Raw genomic sequence first — 16,033 nt, 5'->3', positions numbered from 1 at the left:
AACACTGCTGCTGATATTTTAGCCCTCACCACGACATTAAAAATGGCTGCAATAACCACGGTAATCTTACTCGTTATTGGCACCCCACTAGCCTGGTGTTTAGCCAATATGAAAAGCCGCTTCAAAGTAGTTTTTGAAGCAATAGTTGCCCTACCGTTAGTATTACCGCCAACCGTATTAGGTTTCTATTTATTATTAGCTTTTTCACCACAATCATTACCGGGACAATTATGGCAAACCGCGACGGGCAGCCAGCTTGCTTTTAGCTTTAGTGCAATAGTTATCGGCTCTGTATTTTATTCTCTGCCTTTTGTTGTACAACCTTTGCAAAAAGCGTTTGAACAATTGGGAGAGCAATATCTTGAAGCTGCCGCCATGTTGGGCGCTGGGCCGCTAGACCGATTCTTTAGCATTGTTTTTCCGCTAACCAAAGCAAGCTTCATTACCGCAGCAGCCTTAGGCTTCGCCCATACTGTTGGCGAGTTTGGTGTAGTGCTGATGATAGGCGGCAATATCCCAGGGGAAACTCGTGTATTGTCCATCGCTCTGTTCGACCATGTTGAAGCATTCAACTATAGTAATGCCCATGTTTTATCTGCGGGATTGTTAGTTTCTTCATTGATTTTATTATCTTCCGTTTACTTACTCGGTGGCAAGTTCAACCGTAGATCAGTCGCAAAAAAAGTACTTAAATCATGACGGAAAATTTAGTTTCGACAGCCGCAGTTAAAACTCCAATATTAGGTGTGTCGATTGACATCGCATTTGAGCATTTCAATTTGGCGATTAATCATAGCATTGAGCTTTCTGGTATTGTCGGTATATTTGGTCAATCTGGCTCAGGAAAATCGACGCTTTTGCGCATCATTGCCGGACTAGAAAAATGCGCTAACGGGAAAGTATCAATTGAAAATAGAGTGCTGCAAGATAACGTTAGTAATACTTTTATCAAACCCGAGAACAGAGAAATTGGCTTAATATTTCAAGACAACCGACTCTTTCCGCACCTTAATGTTTATGAAAATTTGGCCTATGCAGTAAAACGCACACCACAAGGTAAGCTTTCGATAGAGCAAGTGCTAGAGCTTACTCAACTAGCAGAGCTTAAATACCAAGATGTAACATCCTTATCAGGCGGTGAAAAACAACGGGTATCACTGGCTAGAGCGTTATTAGCTGAGCCGAGACTTTTACTGCTCGACGAGCCGTTTAGCGCTTTAGATAAAAAAACAAAAGCGCATATGCTACAGATTGTAAAAAAAATTCAGCAACAACTTAATATTCCGATGCTGTATATCAGCCACAGCATCAGTGAGCTGCAATTTATTGCTAAGCAATTGATTATCATGTCATCAGGAAAAATTGACTATATTGCACCAACTCATCAAGCAATTCATCGCTTAAATAATATCGATGATATTGCCGTGAAAACCAGTTTATCGTTAAGTATTGCTGAACATTTAGCTGATTTTGGCTTAACGCGATTATCCTTTGCCGATACCAGTAATAGTGTTTATTTGCCTTTACTAGAGCACGATTCTAAGCAATCAGATATAGGCCAGCTATTACCTTGTATTATTTATGCCCGCGATATCAGTATTAGCACCACTAAACCAGAGCATAGTTCAATCGTTAATCAGCTTGCTGGCAACATTAGTGAAATAAACCAAGGAGCAACTAGTGCAATTATTATTGTGCAATGTTCACAACAAAAATTTTATGCCCAAATTAGTTTATGGTCAGCAACCCGTATGGAATTAGCCATAGATCTGCCAGTTTATATTCAATTTAAAGCCAATGCTGTGCATAGCTTTCATTTAACGGAGCCAACCAATCATGCTTAGCCCACAAGAACAATTACGTTTTAGTCGTCAAACCATGTTAAAAAGCATTGGCGAAGATGGGCAGCAAGCTTTAAAGAACGCCAAAGTGATTATCGTTGGCCTTGGAGGCTTAGGAAACCCAGCAAGCTTATATCTCAACGCTGCTGGAATTGGGACACTTTATTTAGTTGACGGCGATACGATTGACGTCAGCAACTTACCTCGACAAGTGCTGTTTAATGATGCGCAAGTTTCTCAAGGCAAAGCCGATATCGCCGCAGAGATACTTAATCAGCAAAATAGCGAAACTAATATTGAAGTACTTGATGAAATGCTAGATGAAGAACTTGCTGACTATTATTTTCCACTAGTCGATGTAGTGCTTGATTGCACAGACAATATCACCACTCGCTATTTAATCAACCAGAAATGCTTAGAACATAAAAAGCCGCTGGTTATTGGCGCTGCCACAGGCTTTGATGGCCAATATATGTTTGTCGAGCCAAACATTGCAGATAGCGCCTGTTATCAATGTTTATTTCCGATTAATAAAAACGCGCCAGAAAACAATTGTCAAACATTAGGCATATTAGGTCCTGTTCTGGCAATTGTTGGCGGTTTACAGGCTTTGCAGGCAATGAAGTTTTTAACAGGTAATAAAGTCGCAACAAATCAATTAAGTATTTTTGATGGTTTTAACAATTCATGGCAACAATTATCGATAAAGAAACAACAACATTGCCCAGCCTGCGGTAATGATTAACAAACGAATAAGTTAATGTTTCGGTTATAATTATTCTCGGTTATTTAACGATAAAAAAGGCCCTCAATTTTGCGGGCCTTTTCATGGATTAATTAGCTGTTTATGATTCTATTTCAATGTTATTTAAATAAGCCCATACTTCGATCAGTTGCTGCTTCGCGCCAGCCTCCTAACCACTCAGATTTTGCATTGGTGTTTTGATATGGACAATGATCCTTTGCTCTACCTGAAAGCCCTGCTTGGTAACCGTTTGAAAATGCTCTTCCTAGTTTATCTCTTTTCTGCCTTCTCATGAACTTGACCTCTTAATCACTTGATAATTATTAATAACATTCTATCTTGCGGCCAACACTTAACTTCAGTCGACAATTAATTTAAGGACAGTATTTTCCTGAAAGCAAGCAAACGAAAGGGCATAATATACAAAAAATATGAGTTCTTTATAGCAAATTAATTATTGAATAATACGCTCTAAAAACTAACCATTACAAAACAAATCGTTATCAAAAAAAGATAGAACAAACAGATCTTAAAAATTTAACTGCAATAACAATTTAATTTGAAAAAACATGATATTAATTTCTTAATAGCGGTTGCAACATTTCTTCCAAACCATTCAATTTCACTTCATAAATGAGTGCTAATTGTTGCCCTAACTTTCCTTCTGGAAATCCTTTGGAATGAAACCAAACTAAGTAAGGCTCTGGTAGTTGCAATAACTTTCTGCCATTGTACTTGCCAAAAGGCATCACTTGATTCACTGCAGCAAGTAAATCTGCATTACTTGCTATCGACATAGATTTTTCATCAGGTTCATTAAAATTCCACCATATTAAGTTTGGATCTATTAGCAGGTTGACCAATACAACTATTGACATAAAATTGTCACAAGCGGTGCTTATAATTCCCCACAACTTAGCCGGTATCAGGGTGATACCCATACTTTATTCAGGGAATTTTTATGTCGATAGTTAGAAAACGTAACGCCGGTCAAAAAGCTTATGTCCCAGTAAACGCTCGCGACAATCAATATATTTTGGCTGAATTTACCCTATCAGATCAACTACTTTCACAAGTATCTTCACAGGTAAGTCACGACAGTTACTATAACTTCTACCAAAGTTTAGCAAATTTACTTTTTACGCTCAGTAATGACTATACAATTACTAATAGCTTACTCGTTGCCAATGACAAGCTCGTTCGTGTTCGATTCAGCCAAGAAATGCATCAATGGCAAACGAACCAGCAAATTATTTTTTACTATGATCCGTTGCAACATGTCCTTCAAAATTCATTTTTTGATGGCAGTATTAGAGCGAAAAAAATAACCTTAGTATTTTTAGCTTCCGGTACTGATATTCGATCTGGCGCGGCGAATTTCCATCAACGAATAAAGAGTCTGTTAAAAGACTTTGCACAACAAATAAAGTTACCGCTAGATAATATTCGGATACGTGATCATCAACATCTTACTTACGATATTTTCGCTAAGAATAAAGGTTGCAATAGTAGTCAAGCTCATAAATTCAGGCCAATAATTCAGCGTTATGCAACCCAGGATGTTGCATTGCCCACTGATTTATCTTCAATTACCTATGCGGTGATAAATTTAACCGTAAATCATCGTATTTCACAACTAGTCGACATTGATGCCAGCTCAAGCGATCCTTTTAACCCACTATATACTTATTTAACTGATGCTTTTTCCCTAATCGCTAAGCAATTTAATTTAAATAATGGCGCTTTAATCGCGAATGGTTTAGTACCAATTGTTCGACATAGTTTGCATGAGATAGTATCTAAAATCGGAGAGTTACAAATGCTAGGCTATAACCCGAAACAAAGTCCATGCGGTATTATTAGCAAGTGGAAAGCTGATGAACTTGTTGATAATGTTCAGTTAATATTTGTAGCCAACAATCAAAATGGCGAAGAGCAAAGCTATGCTAAATTTGTTAATCAAATTGAACAAGCAATGCGTTTACTAGCAGCTGAATTAGAAATCCCGACCGATAAAGATGAATTAACCTTACGCTTCCACCAGCATATTGCTTATAACTTCCCTGCAAATCATTAATATAGAAAAATAGATGACAACAGCACTCAGGACAGCTAATAAATAGTCTCCTGAGTGCTGTTTTCAACTCAACCAATAGAGGTATTCTCCTCTACTTATCACTCTTCAACATACGTTATATATATAAATTACATTATTTTCCAAAAAAACATATAGACATCTAAATGGCTAGGTGATAAATTCACCATGTAAACACTTAGACGTCCAAACGTCTTTATGTAAATTTATTAAGTAAAAGACAGTTAAAGCACTTGAGCGTGAGGAATAGGTAGCATGAACATAGAAACAATAACATTAGGCGCTGGCTGTTTTTGGTGTGTTGAGAATATATTTTCTCGCATTAAAGGAGTACAAGCTGTTGTTAGTGGTTATGCTGATGGCGATCTTACGAATCCGACCTACGAGCAGGTCTCTACTGGGCTTACCAATTACGCTGAAGTGATACAATTAACTTTCGACAGAGAACAATTGTCAATCGAACAAGTTCTAACGGTATTTTTTGCCATTCACGATCCGACGACACTAAATCGCCAAGGTGATGATATTGGCAGTCAATATCGCTCAACGATATTAGTTCATAATGAAGAACAAAATATTACGGCAATAAGAAAACTAGCCCAATTAGCTTCTGATAACACCTTTAAAAACCCAATAGTAACTTCAATAAAAAAAGTGAATAACTTTTACAGTGCAGAAAGCTACCACCAAGATTATTTTGAGAATAATCCCAATAATCGATACTGCCAATTAGTGGTAGCAAAGAAGATTCAAAAGTTTCTAACCGAATTTTCACATCTATTAGAAGTTTCTGCTTAATTTCTGCTAAGAACTTTAGTCAAAATTTTAGACTTAGAGTATTGACATAAAGTGATTTACAAGTACAAAAAACGCCCGACTTACCGAGCGTTTTTTATCAAAACAAGCTTGTTCAAACTATCAATCAATACATCAAAGTATAAAGTTTACGTCTAAATTTATTTGCTAATAGATCACCATCTGGCAGAGACTTCAATACATCCAACAATAGATCTTTACTAATTATGTCCGAGCTATCCTTTTGCACTAAGCGAAAGAGCATTATTAAGGCATCTTCATGACGGTTCATCTGACTATATTGCGCTGCTAGCTGATGCTTTAACTCTATATTATCTGGTTGCTGGACTAGCTGTTGTTCAAGTGCTTTGATTTCTGGAGAATCAGCAGCTTGAGTTGCTAAGTCTAACTTTGCCATTATTGACTTGTAGTCACTATCTTGGTCGACCATCATAATACTTTGTAACAGAGCTTCTGCTTCAGAAATCTTACCTGTCTGAATATAAACATCAGCTAAAACAAGTTTAATATCTGCACGTTGGTCATCAAGCTTGTATGCTTGAGCTATGGGCTTAAATGCATCACTTACGTTATTTTCAGCTAATAACGCTCTTGCTTGCACCAGAAGGTTATCTTCTTCTTTGGGTAAATACTTAACTAAAAATTCAGCGATAGAATCATCAGTTTGTGGGCCACTCAAACCATCTAGTGGCTGGCCATCTTTAACAAGAATTGCGGTAGGTAGCCCTTGAATACCAAACTGCTGAGCAATTTGCCCTTGAACTTCGCAATCAACAGTCGCGAAAATTATAGTATCACTTTGTTGCGCAAGCGCTGTGGCCAACTTGTCACGTAACTCCACACTTTCGGGAACTTGCTGAGCCCAAAAGTCTACCAAAATAAGTTTATTTTTTGATTCTTCGATAATAATTTGTTGAAAGTTTTCTAGCGTAATAGCAACTGAATTTGTCATCAATGCATGCCCAAGTTGAATTTTTTCATACTATATATTTGGGGCCAGTTTGCGAGATATACAAGCTATAAAATAGTTTTTTATTCTAGTATCAATGACTCGCACTAAAACTCTTTATTAAATCGCCTAATAATCAGATTAGCAAGCCACAGCCTAGCTAAACATCTTGAAGTCCGGCGAATTTTTCCCATGTTTTTAAGCTTTAAGCAATACTTATATATTATAACTAAGATAAATACGATCTCGAATTTAAAGCAGCAATATTGTTATTTATCCTGTATCGTCAATCATCATAACCATCATTGTCGGTGTAATAAGCTATACTCGTTGATGTGTAATACAATTTTTATATGATCTATTAGCAACACTGCAACTTTTTCTTTCAGTTAATAAAGAATCAATAAATGACAAAATCGAACTTCATTCTTACCGCTATATGTAGTTGTTTACTATTTTTTTCTCAACCTTTATACGCACAAATATCTGATAAAAAAAAACCCGTAATCACGCTACCGCTTAATAATTGGACTAGTCAGCGAGTGATCACAAAAGCGCTTGGCAAAATGATTTCCTCTTTTGGTGAAAGAGTCGAATATAAGGATATTAATTCAACAGATCAATGGGGAGCATTACGCAAAGGCCTTATACATATTCAACTTGAAGTCTGGCAAGCATCAATGGAAAAAGAATTTTATCGCATGGTAGAAAGTGGTTATATTGTTGATATGGGTGCTCATTCAGCCACGGGAAAAGAGGACTGGTGGTATCCTGATTTTGTTGAAGGCTTTTGCCCTGGCTTGCCTGATTGGCGAGCAATGAATCAATGTGCAAAAATATTCTCAACATCAACATCTTCTGGGAAAGGAGTTTATCACGCAGGCCCCTGGGATTATGGTGACGCAGATATAATAAGAGCACTCAATTTAAACTTTGTTATTAATCGTCACCCAAATAGTACATCGTTATGGCGTGAACTTAATAGTGCCATAACAGCTAAGCAACCCATAATGATATTAAATTGGACTCCTAATTGGATAGATGCGCGCGTTAAGGGGAAATTTGTTAAATTTCCTGCTTATACTGAAGAGTGCGAGCATAATACAAGTTGGGGGCTAAACAAAAAGCTTGCTAAAGATTGTGCCAATCCAGATCATGCCTGGATTAGAAAAACCACATGGTCAGGCTTTGAGCAACAATGGCCCTGTGTAAATCAACTTATTAAAAATATCGACTTAACCACTGAAATGATAGCTGAAGCGTCAGCCTTAGTTGTATCAGACGACCATACTGAAGAACAAGCTGTACAACTATGGTTAGAGAAATACGAAAACCAAGTTAATTATTGGCTCATGAATACCTGCCAACATTCTCATACAAGCTGATTAAAAGATAATAAACGGATAATAGCCCTGCTTTTATCCGTTTTCAAAGAGCTCACATATGATGTCTAAATATTTTGTAATAAATCTCTCGAAATAATCACTTTTTGAATTTCACTGGTACCTTCATAAATTGAAGTAACTCTAACATCACGTGCCATACGCTCTAGCGGGTATTCTTTTATGTAGCCAGCCCCACCCATTAACTGCAGAGCATCGTAGCAAGCCTTGTTGGCATTTTCGGTAGCAAAAAGTTTTGCCATTGACGCTGCCGCACCAAAAGGTTGATCTTGCTCTTTAGTATATGCTGCCTGCATTAGTAACAAGCGTGCCGCTTCCATTTCAGTATAACGTTCAGCTAATTTCCACTGTAAACCTTGGAAGTTCGATAGTGATTGGCCAAACTGTTTACGTTCAACAATGTAAGCTTTAGCGTAATCAAGTGCAGCGAGACCAACACCTAATGCCAATGAACCAATACCAATACGTCCACCCGCCAATTCACCAACAGCAACACCAAAACCTTTGTTTTCATTACCCATCAACGCTGAAGCAGGCACTCGACAGTTATCAAAGTGAACCTCATTGGTTGGTGATGCCTTTTGGCCCATTTTTTCTTCTGCTTTACTAATTGTCATACCTGGCGTGGAAGCTTCAACGATAAAACAAGAAATGCCTTTGCCTTTTTTAGCGTCAGGATCCGTAACTGCCCAAACAACAAATACATCAGCAAAAGAGCCACTGGTAATATAAAGTTTACTACCGCTAATAATATAATCATCACCATCTTTTACGGCTTGAGTTTTCATGCCAGCAGGATCTGAACCTGCTGTCGCTTCTGTTAAACAAAAGCCGCCTGCACGGTATTCACCGCTACAAATTTTTGGTAAATGCTTTTGTTTTTGCTCTTCATTGCCAACCGCTTGAATAACCTCAGCCACCATATTCGTTACCGAGGTAGTGACCGCAGTTGAGGCACAAGCACGAGCCAATTCAGTAATTGCTAAACTAAAAGCTACGCTACCCGCTTCTACGCCGCCATATTGTGCTTTAATGTTTAAGCCCATAAAGCCAAGCTCGGTCAATTGTGCTAAATTTTTTAAAAATAGCGTTTGATCCATTGTTTCATCAAGCTGCGCTGCCACTGGCGCTAGTTCACTTTCAGCAAACTTTTTTGCCATATCTTGAATCATCATTTGTTCTTCAGTTAAGGACAAATCCATCAAAACTCTCACTTTTAATCAGGTGAATATCTACCGTAGTCAGTCCAGAACTAAAGTTTACTTAGACTTTTTCTATAGCCCAATAGTCCCTTAGTACTATCTATGCAGATAAGGTGATATCAAACGTAATAAGTAACGCTTAATATAAATATAGTTTTATACCCAAGTCACCCGGGTATGTTTATAACAAAAACGCGCCTGAGCGCGTTTCAAAATTTGCAGTATTGTAGCAATTAACTTAATACAAACCAAAGCAGACCAGCGCCAAGTATCATTCGATATATAACAAATGGCATCATACCTAGCCTGCCAACCAAGATAAGGAAATAATGAATACAAGCATAGGCACTAAAAAACGCCAGTACACTACCTAAACCCAAAGTGTTCCAATCAACAGGCTCAGCCGACGTTATTAATTTATATGTTAAATAACCGCCAGTCATAATAATGGCTGGAATTGATAATAGAAATGAAAAACGGGCAGCATTTTCTTTGCTTAGCCCCAACATAAGCCCTAATGTCATGGTAATGCCTGAGCGCGATGTGCCCGGTATCAGTGCAAGCGCTTGTGCTAAACCAATAATCATTGCACCTTTAAAACCCAACTTTTCAACGCTTATATTTTCTTTGGCTTTAATATCAGCAAAACCCAATAACACACCAAATACTAAAGTCGTAATGGCAATAACAGCAGCAGAGCGTAGGTTTTCTTCAATAAAATCTTTACCCAATAAACCTACAATTCCCAATGGAATTGATGCCAGTAAAATCCACCATGCAAGCTTACCATCAAAGCTGTTGTTATTTTTTTCAGGGCCAATGCCAACGGTGCCAAACCATGCAACCGCCATGCTGCCAACTTCTTTACGAAAATAAAGCACAACAGCAAGCAATGTACCTACATGTAATGCAACGTCTAATGCCTGTCCTTGATCTTCCCAGCCCAAAACTGCTGACGGCAAAATCAAATGTGCCGAACTAGATATCGGTAAAAATTCTGTTAAGCCCTGAATTAACGCTAAAATAAAAACGTCTATTGTACTCATATGGTTTATTTCCCTATTTTTGCAGACCAAATTAATGGCACAACACTTAATTTTTGTTGGCTCTTATCGTACTCTTGCCATAATGTTTGGTAGTTTTTTCCAACAACAGGATGAACTAATGCGCTAGCAACTTCAGCTAAAGGCCAAAGTACAAAAGCATTTTTTGTTATTTCATCACGTGGTATTTGTGCGGGTTGTTGGGCAATAACGTCATCATATAATAGTAAGTCTAAGTCCAAGGTTCTTGGGCTAAACTTTTTCGCATCTTGGTTACGACCATTCGCATATTCAATAGTTCTTAATGACTGTGCTAAATCGTCCAATGATAATTCAGTAGTCGCGCCAATAACCATATTATAAAAAGGCTTACCAGCAAAACCAACAGCTTCACTTTCAAACAATGAAGACAAAGTTAGCGAGCCAAATAACTGTGCTAGCGCATCGAGGCCTTTTTCAATATTGTGCTGACGATTAATGTTACTACCAAGCGAAATATAAATTTCAGCCATTAGCTGGATTTACCATTTAACTGCTGTCCACGTTCAATTTCAACACCTACCGTTGTCGCATTATGCACTGCGGTTGGTTTCATTAATTTCAAGCGTAACCATGGAATATCATATTGCGTCATTAAATACGTTGCGATGCGCTCGGCAAGCGTTTCAATTAAGTCGACTGGATTGTTATTGGCAAACTTAACAATGGCTTCAGATATTTCAGCATAATCTAAAGTTTTGGCAAGTTCATCATTCTCAGCAGCTAAAGCAGTATTCCAACCCATTGCAAGGTCAACCACCAGAGTTTGTTTGATTTCTTTTTCCCATTGATAGAAACCAATGGTAGTTTGAAAGGTTAAACCTTCAATATAAACTTTATCCACGCTAAACCCTTTACATGATCAAGAATCGATGAGGTAATTACGGTAACTTTACCGAGCAAACACCCCGTATGACTCGCTTTACAAAATAAATGGCGAGTTTACCTGTGTAGGTCTAGAAAAACTAGTAAGCAACACGCTACAATGATGAAAATCTGTGATTAATTATAAAACGCAGATTTACAAGAACTCAGATATATTTCCAAGCAAGGTATTAACAAAAACACCTGCTTGAATATAAAAAGGATTTATTATCAGCAGTTTACTTATTACATTGCTTATGGTGATTGCGGCTTACTTAGTAGGTTCAATTTCCAGTGCCATTTTACTTTGTAAACTCTTTCGCTTACCTGATCCCCGCACTGCTGGCTCAAATAATCCCGGCGCAACCAATGTTTTACGTATCAGTAATAAATATATTGCCGCACTTGTGCTATTTTTTGATATTTTAAAAGGCACACTACCTGTTTGGGGCGGCTACTTCTTAGGTTTAGAACCATTATATTTAGGCGTGATTGCTGTTGCCGCTTGTTTAGGGCATATGTACCCTATTTTTTTCGAGTTTAAAGGTGGTAAGGCTGTCGCAACAGCATTTGGCGTGTTGTTACCTATTGGTTTAGATTTAGGAGGCTTATTGATTATAACTTGGTTGTTAGTCGCAAAAACCACTCGTTACTCTAGCCTAGCGGCAATTGTGACTGTTTCACTGGCGCCACTTTACACCTGGTTATTAAAACCCATTTATGTTTATCCTGTGTTGATGCTGTCAGGTTTAATCATCTTTCGCCACAGAGAAAACATTGTCAGGCTCATTAAAGGCTCTGAAAATAAAATTTCTTTTAAGAAAAAATAATATAAATCAAAGCCATTTATTTTTTAGTTTATACCGGTGGTAGTGTGTCTAAAGGCCAACGTGGTGTAGCTTTAAAAGTTAAATCAGCATAAACACCTGCTTTTAAACGTTGCAAACCAGCATAAGCGATCATCGCACCATTATCAGTACAAAACTCCGGTCTTGGATAAAATACTTCCCCACCTAGTTTTTTCGTTATTTCTGCCAATTTAGCGCGAAGTGCGGTATTAGCACTAACACCACCTGCAATCACTAAACGGTTTAATTCACATTGCTTTAGTGCCCGTTTACATTTTATAGCTAAGGTATCAACAACGGCTTCTTGAAAGGCATAGGCAATATCTGCCTGCATCTGTGCTTTACTTTCTGGGTTTAAATCGGCATTTTCTTCTTTGCGAATAGTATTAGCCGCCGAGGTTTTTAAGCCACTAAAGCTAAAATCTAAACCTGGTCTATCAGTCATTGGACGAGGAAATTTATAACGCCCTTTACGCCCTGACTCTGCCATTTTAGCCAATACCGGGCCTCCGGGATAATCTAAACCTAATAGCTTTGCTGTTTTATCAAAGGCTTCACCTGCAGCATCATCAACAGACTCGCCTAAAAGTTCATATTTTCCAATACCATCAACACGCACTAACATGGTGTGACCACCAGAAACTAAAAGTGCAACAAACGGAAAATCAGGCACGTTATCTTCTAGCATAGGTGCCAGTAAATGCCCTTCCATATGATGTACTGGTACAGCAGGAAGATCCCAACCGTAAGCCAAACTACGACCAATTGAGCAGCCAACTAATAATGCGCCAACTAAACCCGGCCCAGCAGTGTAAGCAACACCATCTAAGTCGGCAGGTGTTAAATTAGCTTCCGCCAACACTTCCTTTATTAATGGAATGGTTTTACGAACATGATCACGCGACGCCAACTCTGGCACTACCCCACCGTAATCAGCATGAACGGCTATTTGGCTATATAATCTATGCGCGACTATCCCTTCAGGTAAATCACCTTGGCCATCATCATAAATCGCAATACCGGTTTCATCACAAGAGGTTTCAATACCTAAAATACGCATAGTTTTTCTTTACCTAGGAGTGTTTCATCAAAATAGAATATTAACTTACCGCAGAGAAATTTCGCCAACAGTAGTTATTTGGCCGATGATTTTACCTAGTGACTGACAAACATTCAATTTATAGCGTAAAAGTTGGTTAAATAGTTTTGTGATTAAATACTATCGGTGCCAAGTTTTGACTATCTTTTAGGCTAGTAATTCAGAAATTCTATGGGAAAACATTAAGACAGAGAAATATTAATATGAAAAAGCCATTACTCCTTTACATTACTATATTGTTCGCATTAGAATACGTCACCAATTTTTAATAGAGTGGGCGAAGATGAGGCTATTTAGCTGAAGTCGACCGTCGATTTATATAGATTCATAACTAAGGTAATACAGTACATGCCAGTAATTAAAGTAAGAGAAAACGAACCATTTGACGTTGCACTACGTCGTTTCAAACGTTCATGTGAAAAAGCAGGTATCCTTTCTGAAGTTCGCCGTCGCGAGTCTTACGAAAAGCCAACTTGGGAACGTAAGCGTAAAAAAGCAGCAGCAGTAAAACGTGCAGCTAAAAAAGTTTCTCGTGAGAACGCTCGTCGCGTTCGCATGTACTAAGAAGCCCTTAGTAAATTATAAGTCAACTGAGTTAACTTAAGAGAGAATCAAATCATGAGTCTACTTAGCCAGCTTAAAGATGAAATGAAAAATGCTATGCGTGCCAAAGACAAAATTCGTCTTGGCGTAATTCGTATGGCATTATCTGCGATAAAGCAGGCAGAAATAGATCACAACACTGAAGCAACTGATGACAATATTGTTGCGGTGCTAACCAAAATGGTTAAGCAACGTAAAGAGTCTATCAAAATGTTTACAGAAGGTGGTCGCGATGAATTAGCAGCTCATGAAGCTGCAGAAGTTGTCGCCTTAGAGCATTTTCTGCCACAACCATTATCAGCAGATGAAATTGAACTACTGATTGCAACAGCAATTACTGATACCGGTGCCGCTTCAATGGCGGACATGGGCAAAGTAATGGCGGTGTTAAAACCGTTAATGCAAGGTAAAGCAGACTTAGGTATGGTAAGTGGCCAAGTTAGAGCAACCTTAAACAGTTAGTTAAATATCATATTGAACAGATTTGTTCATCTTGAATCTAAACCGCGATCGCCTTGGCCTCGCGGTTTTATTTTAACTAGCGTACAAAAATTTAATTTACGTACAAAAACTTGCTATTTTCCACCCCTTATTTGTGTAAAATGGTCTTTTCCTCTCGAAGTATAGGTTTTTATGGCTGGCATGATCCCCCGACAATTTATTGATGATTTATTGGCTCGAGCCGATATCGTTGAGTTAATAGATTCTCGTGTGCCACTAAAAAAAGCAGGGAAAAATTACCAAGCTTGTTGCCCTTTTCATACCGAAAAATCCCCCTCATTTAGTGTCAGCCAAGATAAACAGTTCTATCATTGCTTTGGTTGTGGCGAACATGGCAACGCAATTTCATTTTTAATGGAGTTTGATCGCTTAGAATTTCCCGATGCTGTCGAGGAACTCGCATCACATTACAGTATGGAAGTGCCACGCGAACAATCAAACCGTTCGCCTGCTCAGCAAAAGCAAGACCAAAAAGCTTATATACAAAAACAAGACGATTATGAATTAATGGCACAAATTAGCCGTTTCTTCCAGCAACAGTTAAAAGTTGCTAGCGATAAAGATACTGCCATCGACTATTTAAAAGGTCGTGGTTTAAGTGGTGAAATTGTTAAACGTTTTGGTATTGGTTATATCAGTGATGCCTGGGATGGCATGATGAAAGTGTTTGGTCGTAATAGCCAAATCAACCAACAACTAGTTGATTTAGGTATGGCGATTCAAGGTGATAAAAACAAACCATACGACAGATTCAGAGGCCGAATACAGTTTCCAATTCGCGATAAACGTGGTCGAGTAATAGGTTTTGGTGGACGCGTTCTTGGCGATGGTACACCAAAATACCTCAACTCGCCTGAAACGCGCATTTATCATAAAGGCCAAGAACTTTATGGTTTATATGAAGCAAAACAAGCCACTAAGCAATTAACTCGTTTAGTTGTTGTTGAAGGTTACATGGATGTTGTTGCCCTTGCCCAACATGGCGTTGATTATGCCGTAGCTTCACTTGGCACAGCAACAACGCCAGAGCAATTACAGACATTATTTCGCACAGTAAAAGAAGTTATTTGTTGTTACGATGGTGATAGAGCTGGCCGTGATGCGGCGTGGCGTGCGATGGATAATGCTTTACCTATGATACAAGACGGCTACAGCTTGAAGTTTGTATTCTTACCTGACGGTGAAGACCCCGACTCATTAATCAGAGAACAAGGCCAAGCGGCATTTGAAAGCATATTAGATAACGCAACACCATTGTCTCAATTTCTTTTTGATCACCTATTATCTCAACTGAATATGTCTTCGGCTGAAGGCAAAGGTGCTGCGGTAGATGCTTTCAAACCCTATTTAGCCAAACTGCCTGAAAGTAACTTGAAAGACGCTATTGTAACGCAGTTAGCGAATAAGTTTGGCGCAAACAATGAAATGCAATTAAAGAAATTGCAGCAAAATTTCACTCAATCAACAGATAATAAGCCAGTAGCTAAGCGAACAAAAACTACACCAGTGAGACTTGCTATTGCATTATTGCTAGAGCATCCCCATATAGTAGAAGTATTACCAGATCCTGCTATATTACAACAGCTGAATATGCCAGGAATTCCACTATTGAACCAGCTATTAGCGCTGTGTAAGCAAAATTCAAAAGTGAACAGTGCGCAATTGATTGAACACTTTAGGGGCGAGGACGCCGGAAAGCAATTAACCAAACTGATGTGTTTAGAGCATCATGTTGAGCCAGAAAATGCGGAAAGTGTGTTTCTTGATTTAATTGAAAACTTTTTAAATGTTTTTATTGAACGAAGAACTGAGCAGTTACTGGAAAAAGAACGTAACGGTGGCTTAAATAAAACCGAAAAGCAAGAATTGCACGGTTTGCTAAGCGCATAAAACCAATATAGTTGTACTATATTTAAACAAATAGAAGCGCAGTTTATCGCTGGTAATATAGTAAAGTTTTCGCTATAATTTCCGGCTTACTGTTG

General features: G+C 38.3%; 18 protein-coding genes. 10 read left to right on the top strand and 8 right to left on the bottom strand.

Annotation, left to right across the window (positions count from 1 at the left end; translation table 11 throughout):
• Positions 1 to 42: 42 nt before the first annotated feature.
• From modB to B7C41_RS10790, 3 genes are read left to right on the top strand one after another with little or no spacing between them, the layout of a single operon-like run.
• A complete protein-coding gene (modB, locus tag B7C41_RS10800) occupies positions 43 to 699 on the top strand; it encodes a molybdate ABC transporter permease subunit (protein WP_085299453.1) in 657 nt (218 codons plus the stop codon).
• Positions 696 to 1,844, top strand: a complete 1,149-nt coding sequence (gene modC / locus B7C41_RS10795; RefSeq protein ID WP_085298934.1) for a molybdenum ABC transporter ATP-binding protein — start codon at positions 696 to 698, stop codon at positions 1,842 to 1,844. Before modB ends, modC begins: the two co-directional genes overlap by 4 nt.
• Complete coding sequence (locus tag B7C41_RS10790) at positions 1,837 to 2,586, top strand: HesA/MoeB/ThiF family protein (RefSeq protein ID WP_085298933.1); 750 nt, start codon at positions 1,837 to 1,839, stop codon at positions 2,584 to 2,586. The genes modC and B7C41_RS10790 overlap by 8 nt, the downstream gene beginning before the upstream one ends.
• Positions 2,587 to 2,705: 119 nt before the next feature.
• Here the strand turns inward: B7C41_RS10790 and rmf are convergent, their stop codons facing one another.
• Positions 2,706 to 2,879, bottom strand: coding sequence for a ribosome modulation factor (gene rmf / locus B7C41_RS10785; protein ID WP_085298932.1), 174 nt, complete (start codon positions 2,877 to 2,879; stop codon positions 2,706 to 2,708).
• Between the two features lie 282 nt (positions 2,880 to 3,161).
• Positions 3,162 to 3,383, bottom strand: a complete 222-nt coding sequence (locus tag B7C41_RS10780; RefSeq protein ID WP_085299452.1) for a DUF3820 family protein — start codon at positions 3,381 to 3,383, stop codon at positions 3,162 to 3,164.
• 164 nt (positions 3,384 to 3,547) lie between these two features.
• Between B7C41_RS10780 and B7C41_RS10775 the strand changes: the two genes are divergently transcribed.
• Both B7C41_RS10775 and msrA read left to right on the top strand, forming a co-directional pair.
• Entirely contained in the window at positions 3,548 to 4,663 is a 1,116-nt protein-coding gene (locus B7C41_RS10775; RefSeq protein WP_085298931.1) for a DUF3083 family protein, read from the top strand.
• 273 nt (positions 4,664 to 4,936) lie between these two features.
• Positions 4,937 to 5,479, top strand: a complete 543-nt coding sequence (msrA, locus tag B7C41_RS10770) for a peptide-methionine (S)-S-oxide reductase MsrA (protein ID WP_085298930.1) — start codon at positions 4,937 to 4,939, stop codon at positions 5,477 to 5,479.
• Between the two features lie 124 nt (positions 5,480 to 5,603).
• Here msrA and B7C41_RS10765 read toward each other — a convergent pair whose 3' ends face one another.
• On the bottom strand, positions 5,604 to 6,449 hold the full coding sequence (locus tag B7C41_RS10765) for a tetratricopeptide repeat protein (RefSeq protein WP_085298929.1): 846 nt from the start codon (positions 6,447 to 6,449) through the stop codon (positions 5,604 to 5,606).
• 404 nt (positions 6,450 to 6,853) lie between these two features.
• On the opposite strand from B7C41_RS10765, the gene B7C41_RS10760 reads away from it, so the two are divergent.
• Positions 6,854 to 7,831, top strand: coding sequence for an ABC transporter substrate-binding protein (locus B7C41_RS10760; RefSeq protein ID WP_085298928.1), 978 nt, complete (start codon positions 6,854 to 6,856; stop codon positions 7,829 to 7,831).
• Positions 7,832 to 7,896: 65 nt separating this feature from the next.
• Here B7C41_RS10760 and B7C41_RS10755 read toward each other — a convergent pair whose 3' ends face one another.
• The 4 genes from B7C41_RS10755 to folB form a co-directional block, all read right to left on the bottom strand.
• The gene (locus B7C41_RS10755; protein WP_085298927.1) at positions 7,897 to 9,051 is read right to left on the bottom strand and encodes an acyl-CoA dehydrogenase family protein; all 1,155 of its coding nucleotides are present in this window, start codon (positions 9,049 to 9,051) and stop codon (positions 7,897 to 7,899) included.
• 233 nt (positions 9,052 to 9,284) lie between these two features.
• A complete protein-coding gene (locus tag B7C41_RS10750) occupies positions 9,285 to 10,097 on the bottom strand; it encodes an undecaprenyl-diphosphate phosphatase (RefSeq protein ID WP_085298926.1) in 813 nt (270 codons plus the stop codon).
• A 5-nt stretch (positions 10,098 to 10,102) separates the two neighbouring features.
• Positions 10,103 to 10,606 carry a 2-amino-4-hydroxy-6-hydroxymethyldihydropteridine diphosphokinase gene (gene folK / locus B7C41_RS10745; RefSeq protein WP_085298925.1) on the bottom strand — a complete coding sequence of 168 codons (504 nt, stop codon included), beginning with the start codon at positions 10,604 to 10,606 and terminating at the stop codon, positions 10,103 to 10,105.
• Entirely contained in the window at positions 10,606 to 10,977 is a 372-nt protein-coding gene (gene folB / locus B7C41_RS10740; RefSeq protein WP_085298924.1) for a dihydroneopterin aldolase, read from the bottom strand. The genes folK and folB overlap by 1 nt, the downstream gene beginning before the upstream one ends.
• 250 nt (positions 10,978 to 11,227) lie before the next feature.
• On the opposite strand from folB, the gene plsY reads away from it, so the two are divergent.
• A complete protein-coding gene (gene plsY / locus B7C41_RS10735; protein WP_268875403.1) occupies positions 11,228 to 11,827 on the top strand; it encodes a glycerol-3-phosphate 1-O-acyltransferase PlsY in 600 nt (199 codons plus the stop codon).
• 28 nt (positions 11,828 to 11,855) lie between these two features.
• On the opposite strand, the gene tsaD is transcribed toward plsY, so the two are convergent.
• Positions 11,856 to 12,905 (bottom strand): tRNA (adenosine(37)-N6)-threonylcarbamoyltransferase complex transferase subunit TsaD, encoded by a 1,050-nt coding sequence (tsaD, locus tag B7C41_RS10730; RefSeq protein ID WP_085298922.1) that lies wholly within the window; start codon positions 12,903 to 12,905, stop codon positions 11,856 to 11,858.
• Between the two features lie 387 nt (positions 12,906 to 13,292).
• Here tsaD and rpsU point away from each other — a divergent pair, with 387 nt between their 5' ends.
• From rpsU to dnaG, 3 genes are all read left to right on the top strand, one after another.
• Complete coding sequence (gene rpsU / locus B7C41_RS10725) at positions 13,293 to 13,508, top strand: 30S ribosomal protein S21 (RefSeq protein WP_011045067.1); 216 nt, start codon at positions 13,293 to 13,295, stop codon at positions 13,506 to 13,508.
• A gap of 54 nt (positions 13,509 to 13,562) precedes the next feature.
• A complete protein-coding gene (locus B7C41_RS10720; protein ID WP_085298921.1) occupies positions 13,563 to 14,009 on the top strand; it encodes a GatB/YqeY domain-containing protein in 447 nt (148 codons plus the stop codon).
• Positions 14,010 to 14,180: 171 nt separating this feature from the next.
• Positions 14,181 to 15,938, top strand: coding sequence for a DNA primase (gene dnaG, locus B7C41_RS10715; RefSeq protein WP_085298920.1), 1,758 nt, complete (start codon positions 14,181 to 14,183; stop codon positions 15,936 to 15,938).
• Positions 15,939 to 16,033 lie beyond the last annotated feature (95 nt).

This window comes from Cognaticolwellia mytili, assembly GCF_002104475.1.
GTDB classification, from domain to species: Bacteria; Pseudomonadota; Gammaproteobacteria; order Enterobacterales; family Alteromonadaceae; genus Cognaticolwellia; species Cognaticolwellia mytili.
The sequence above is the reverse complement of the archived record's forward strand: the minus strand, read 5'-3'. Positions and strand labels throughout refer to the sequence as shown.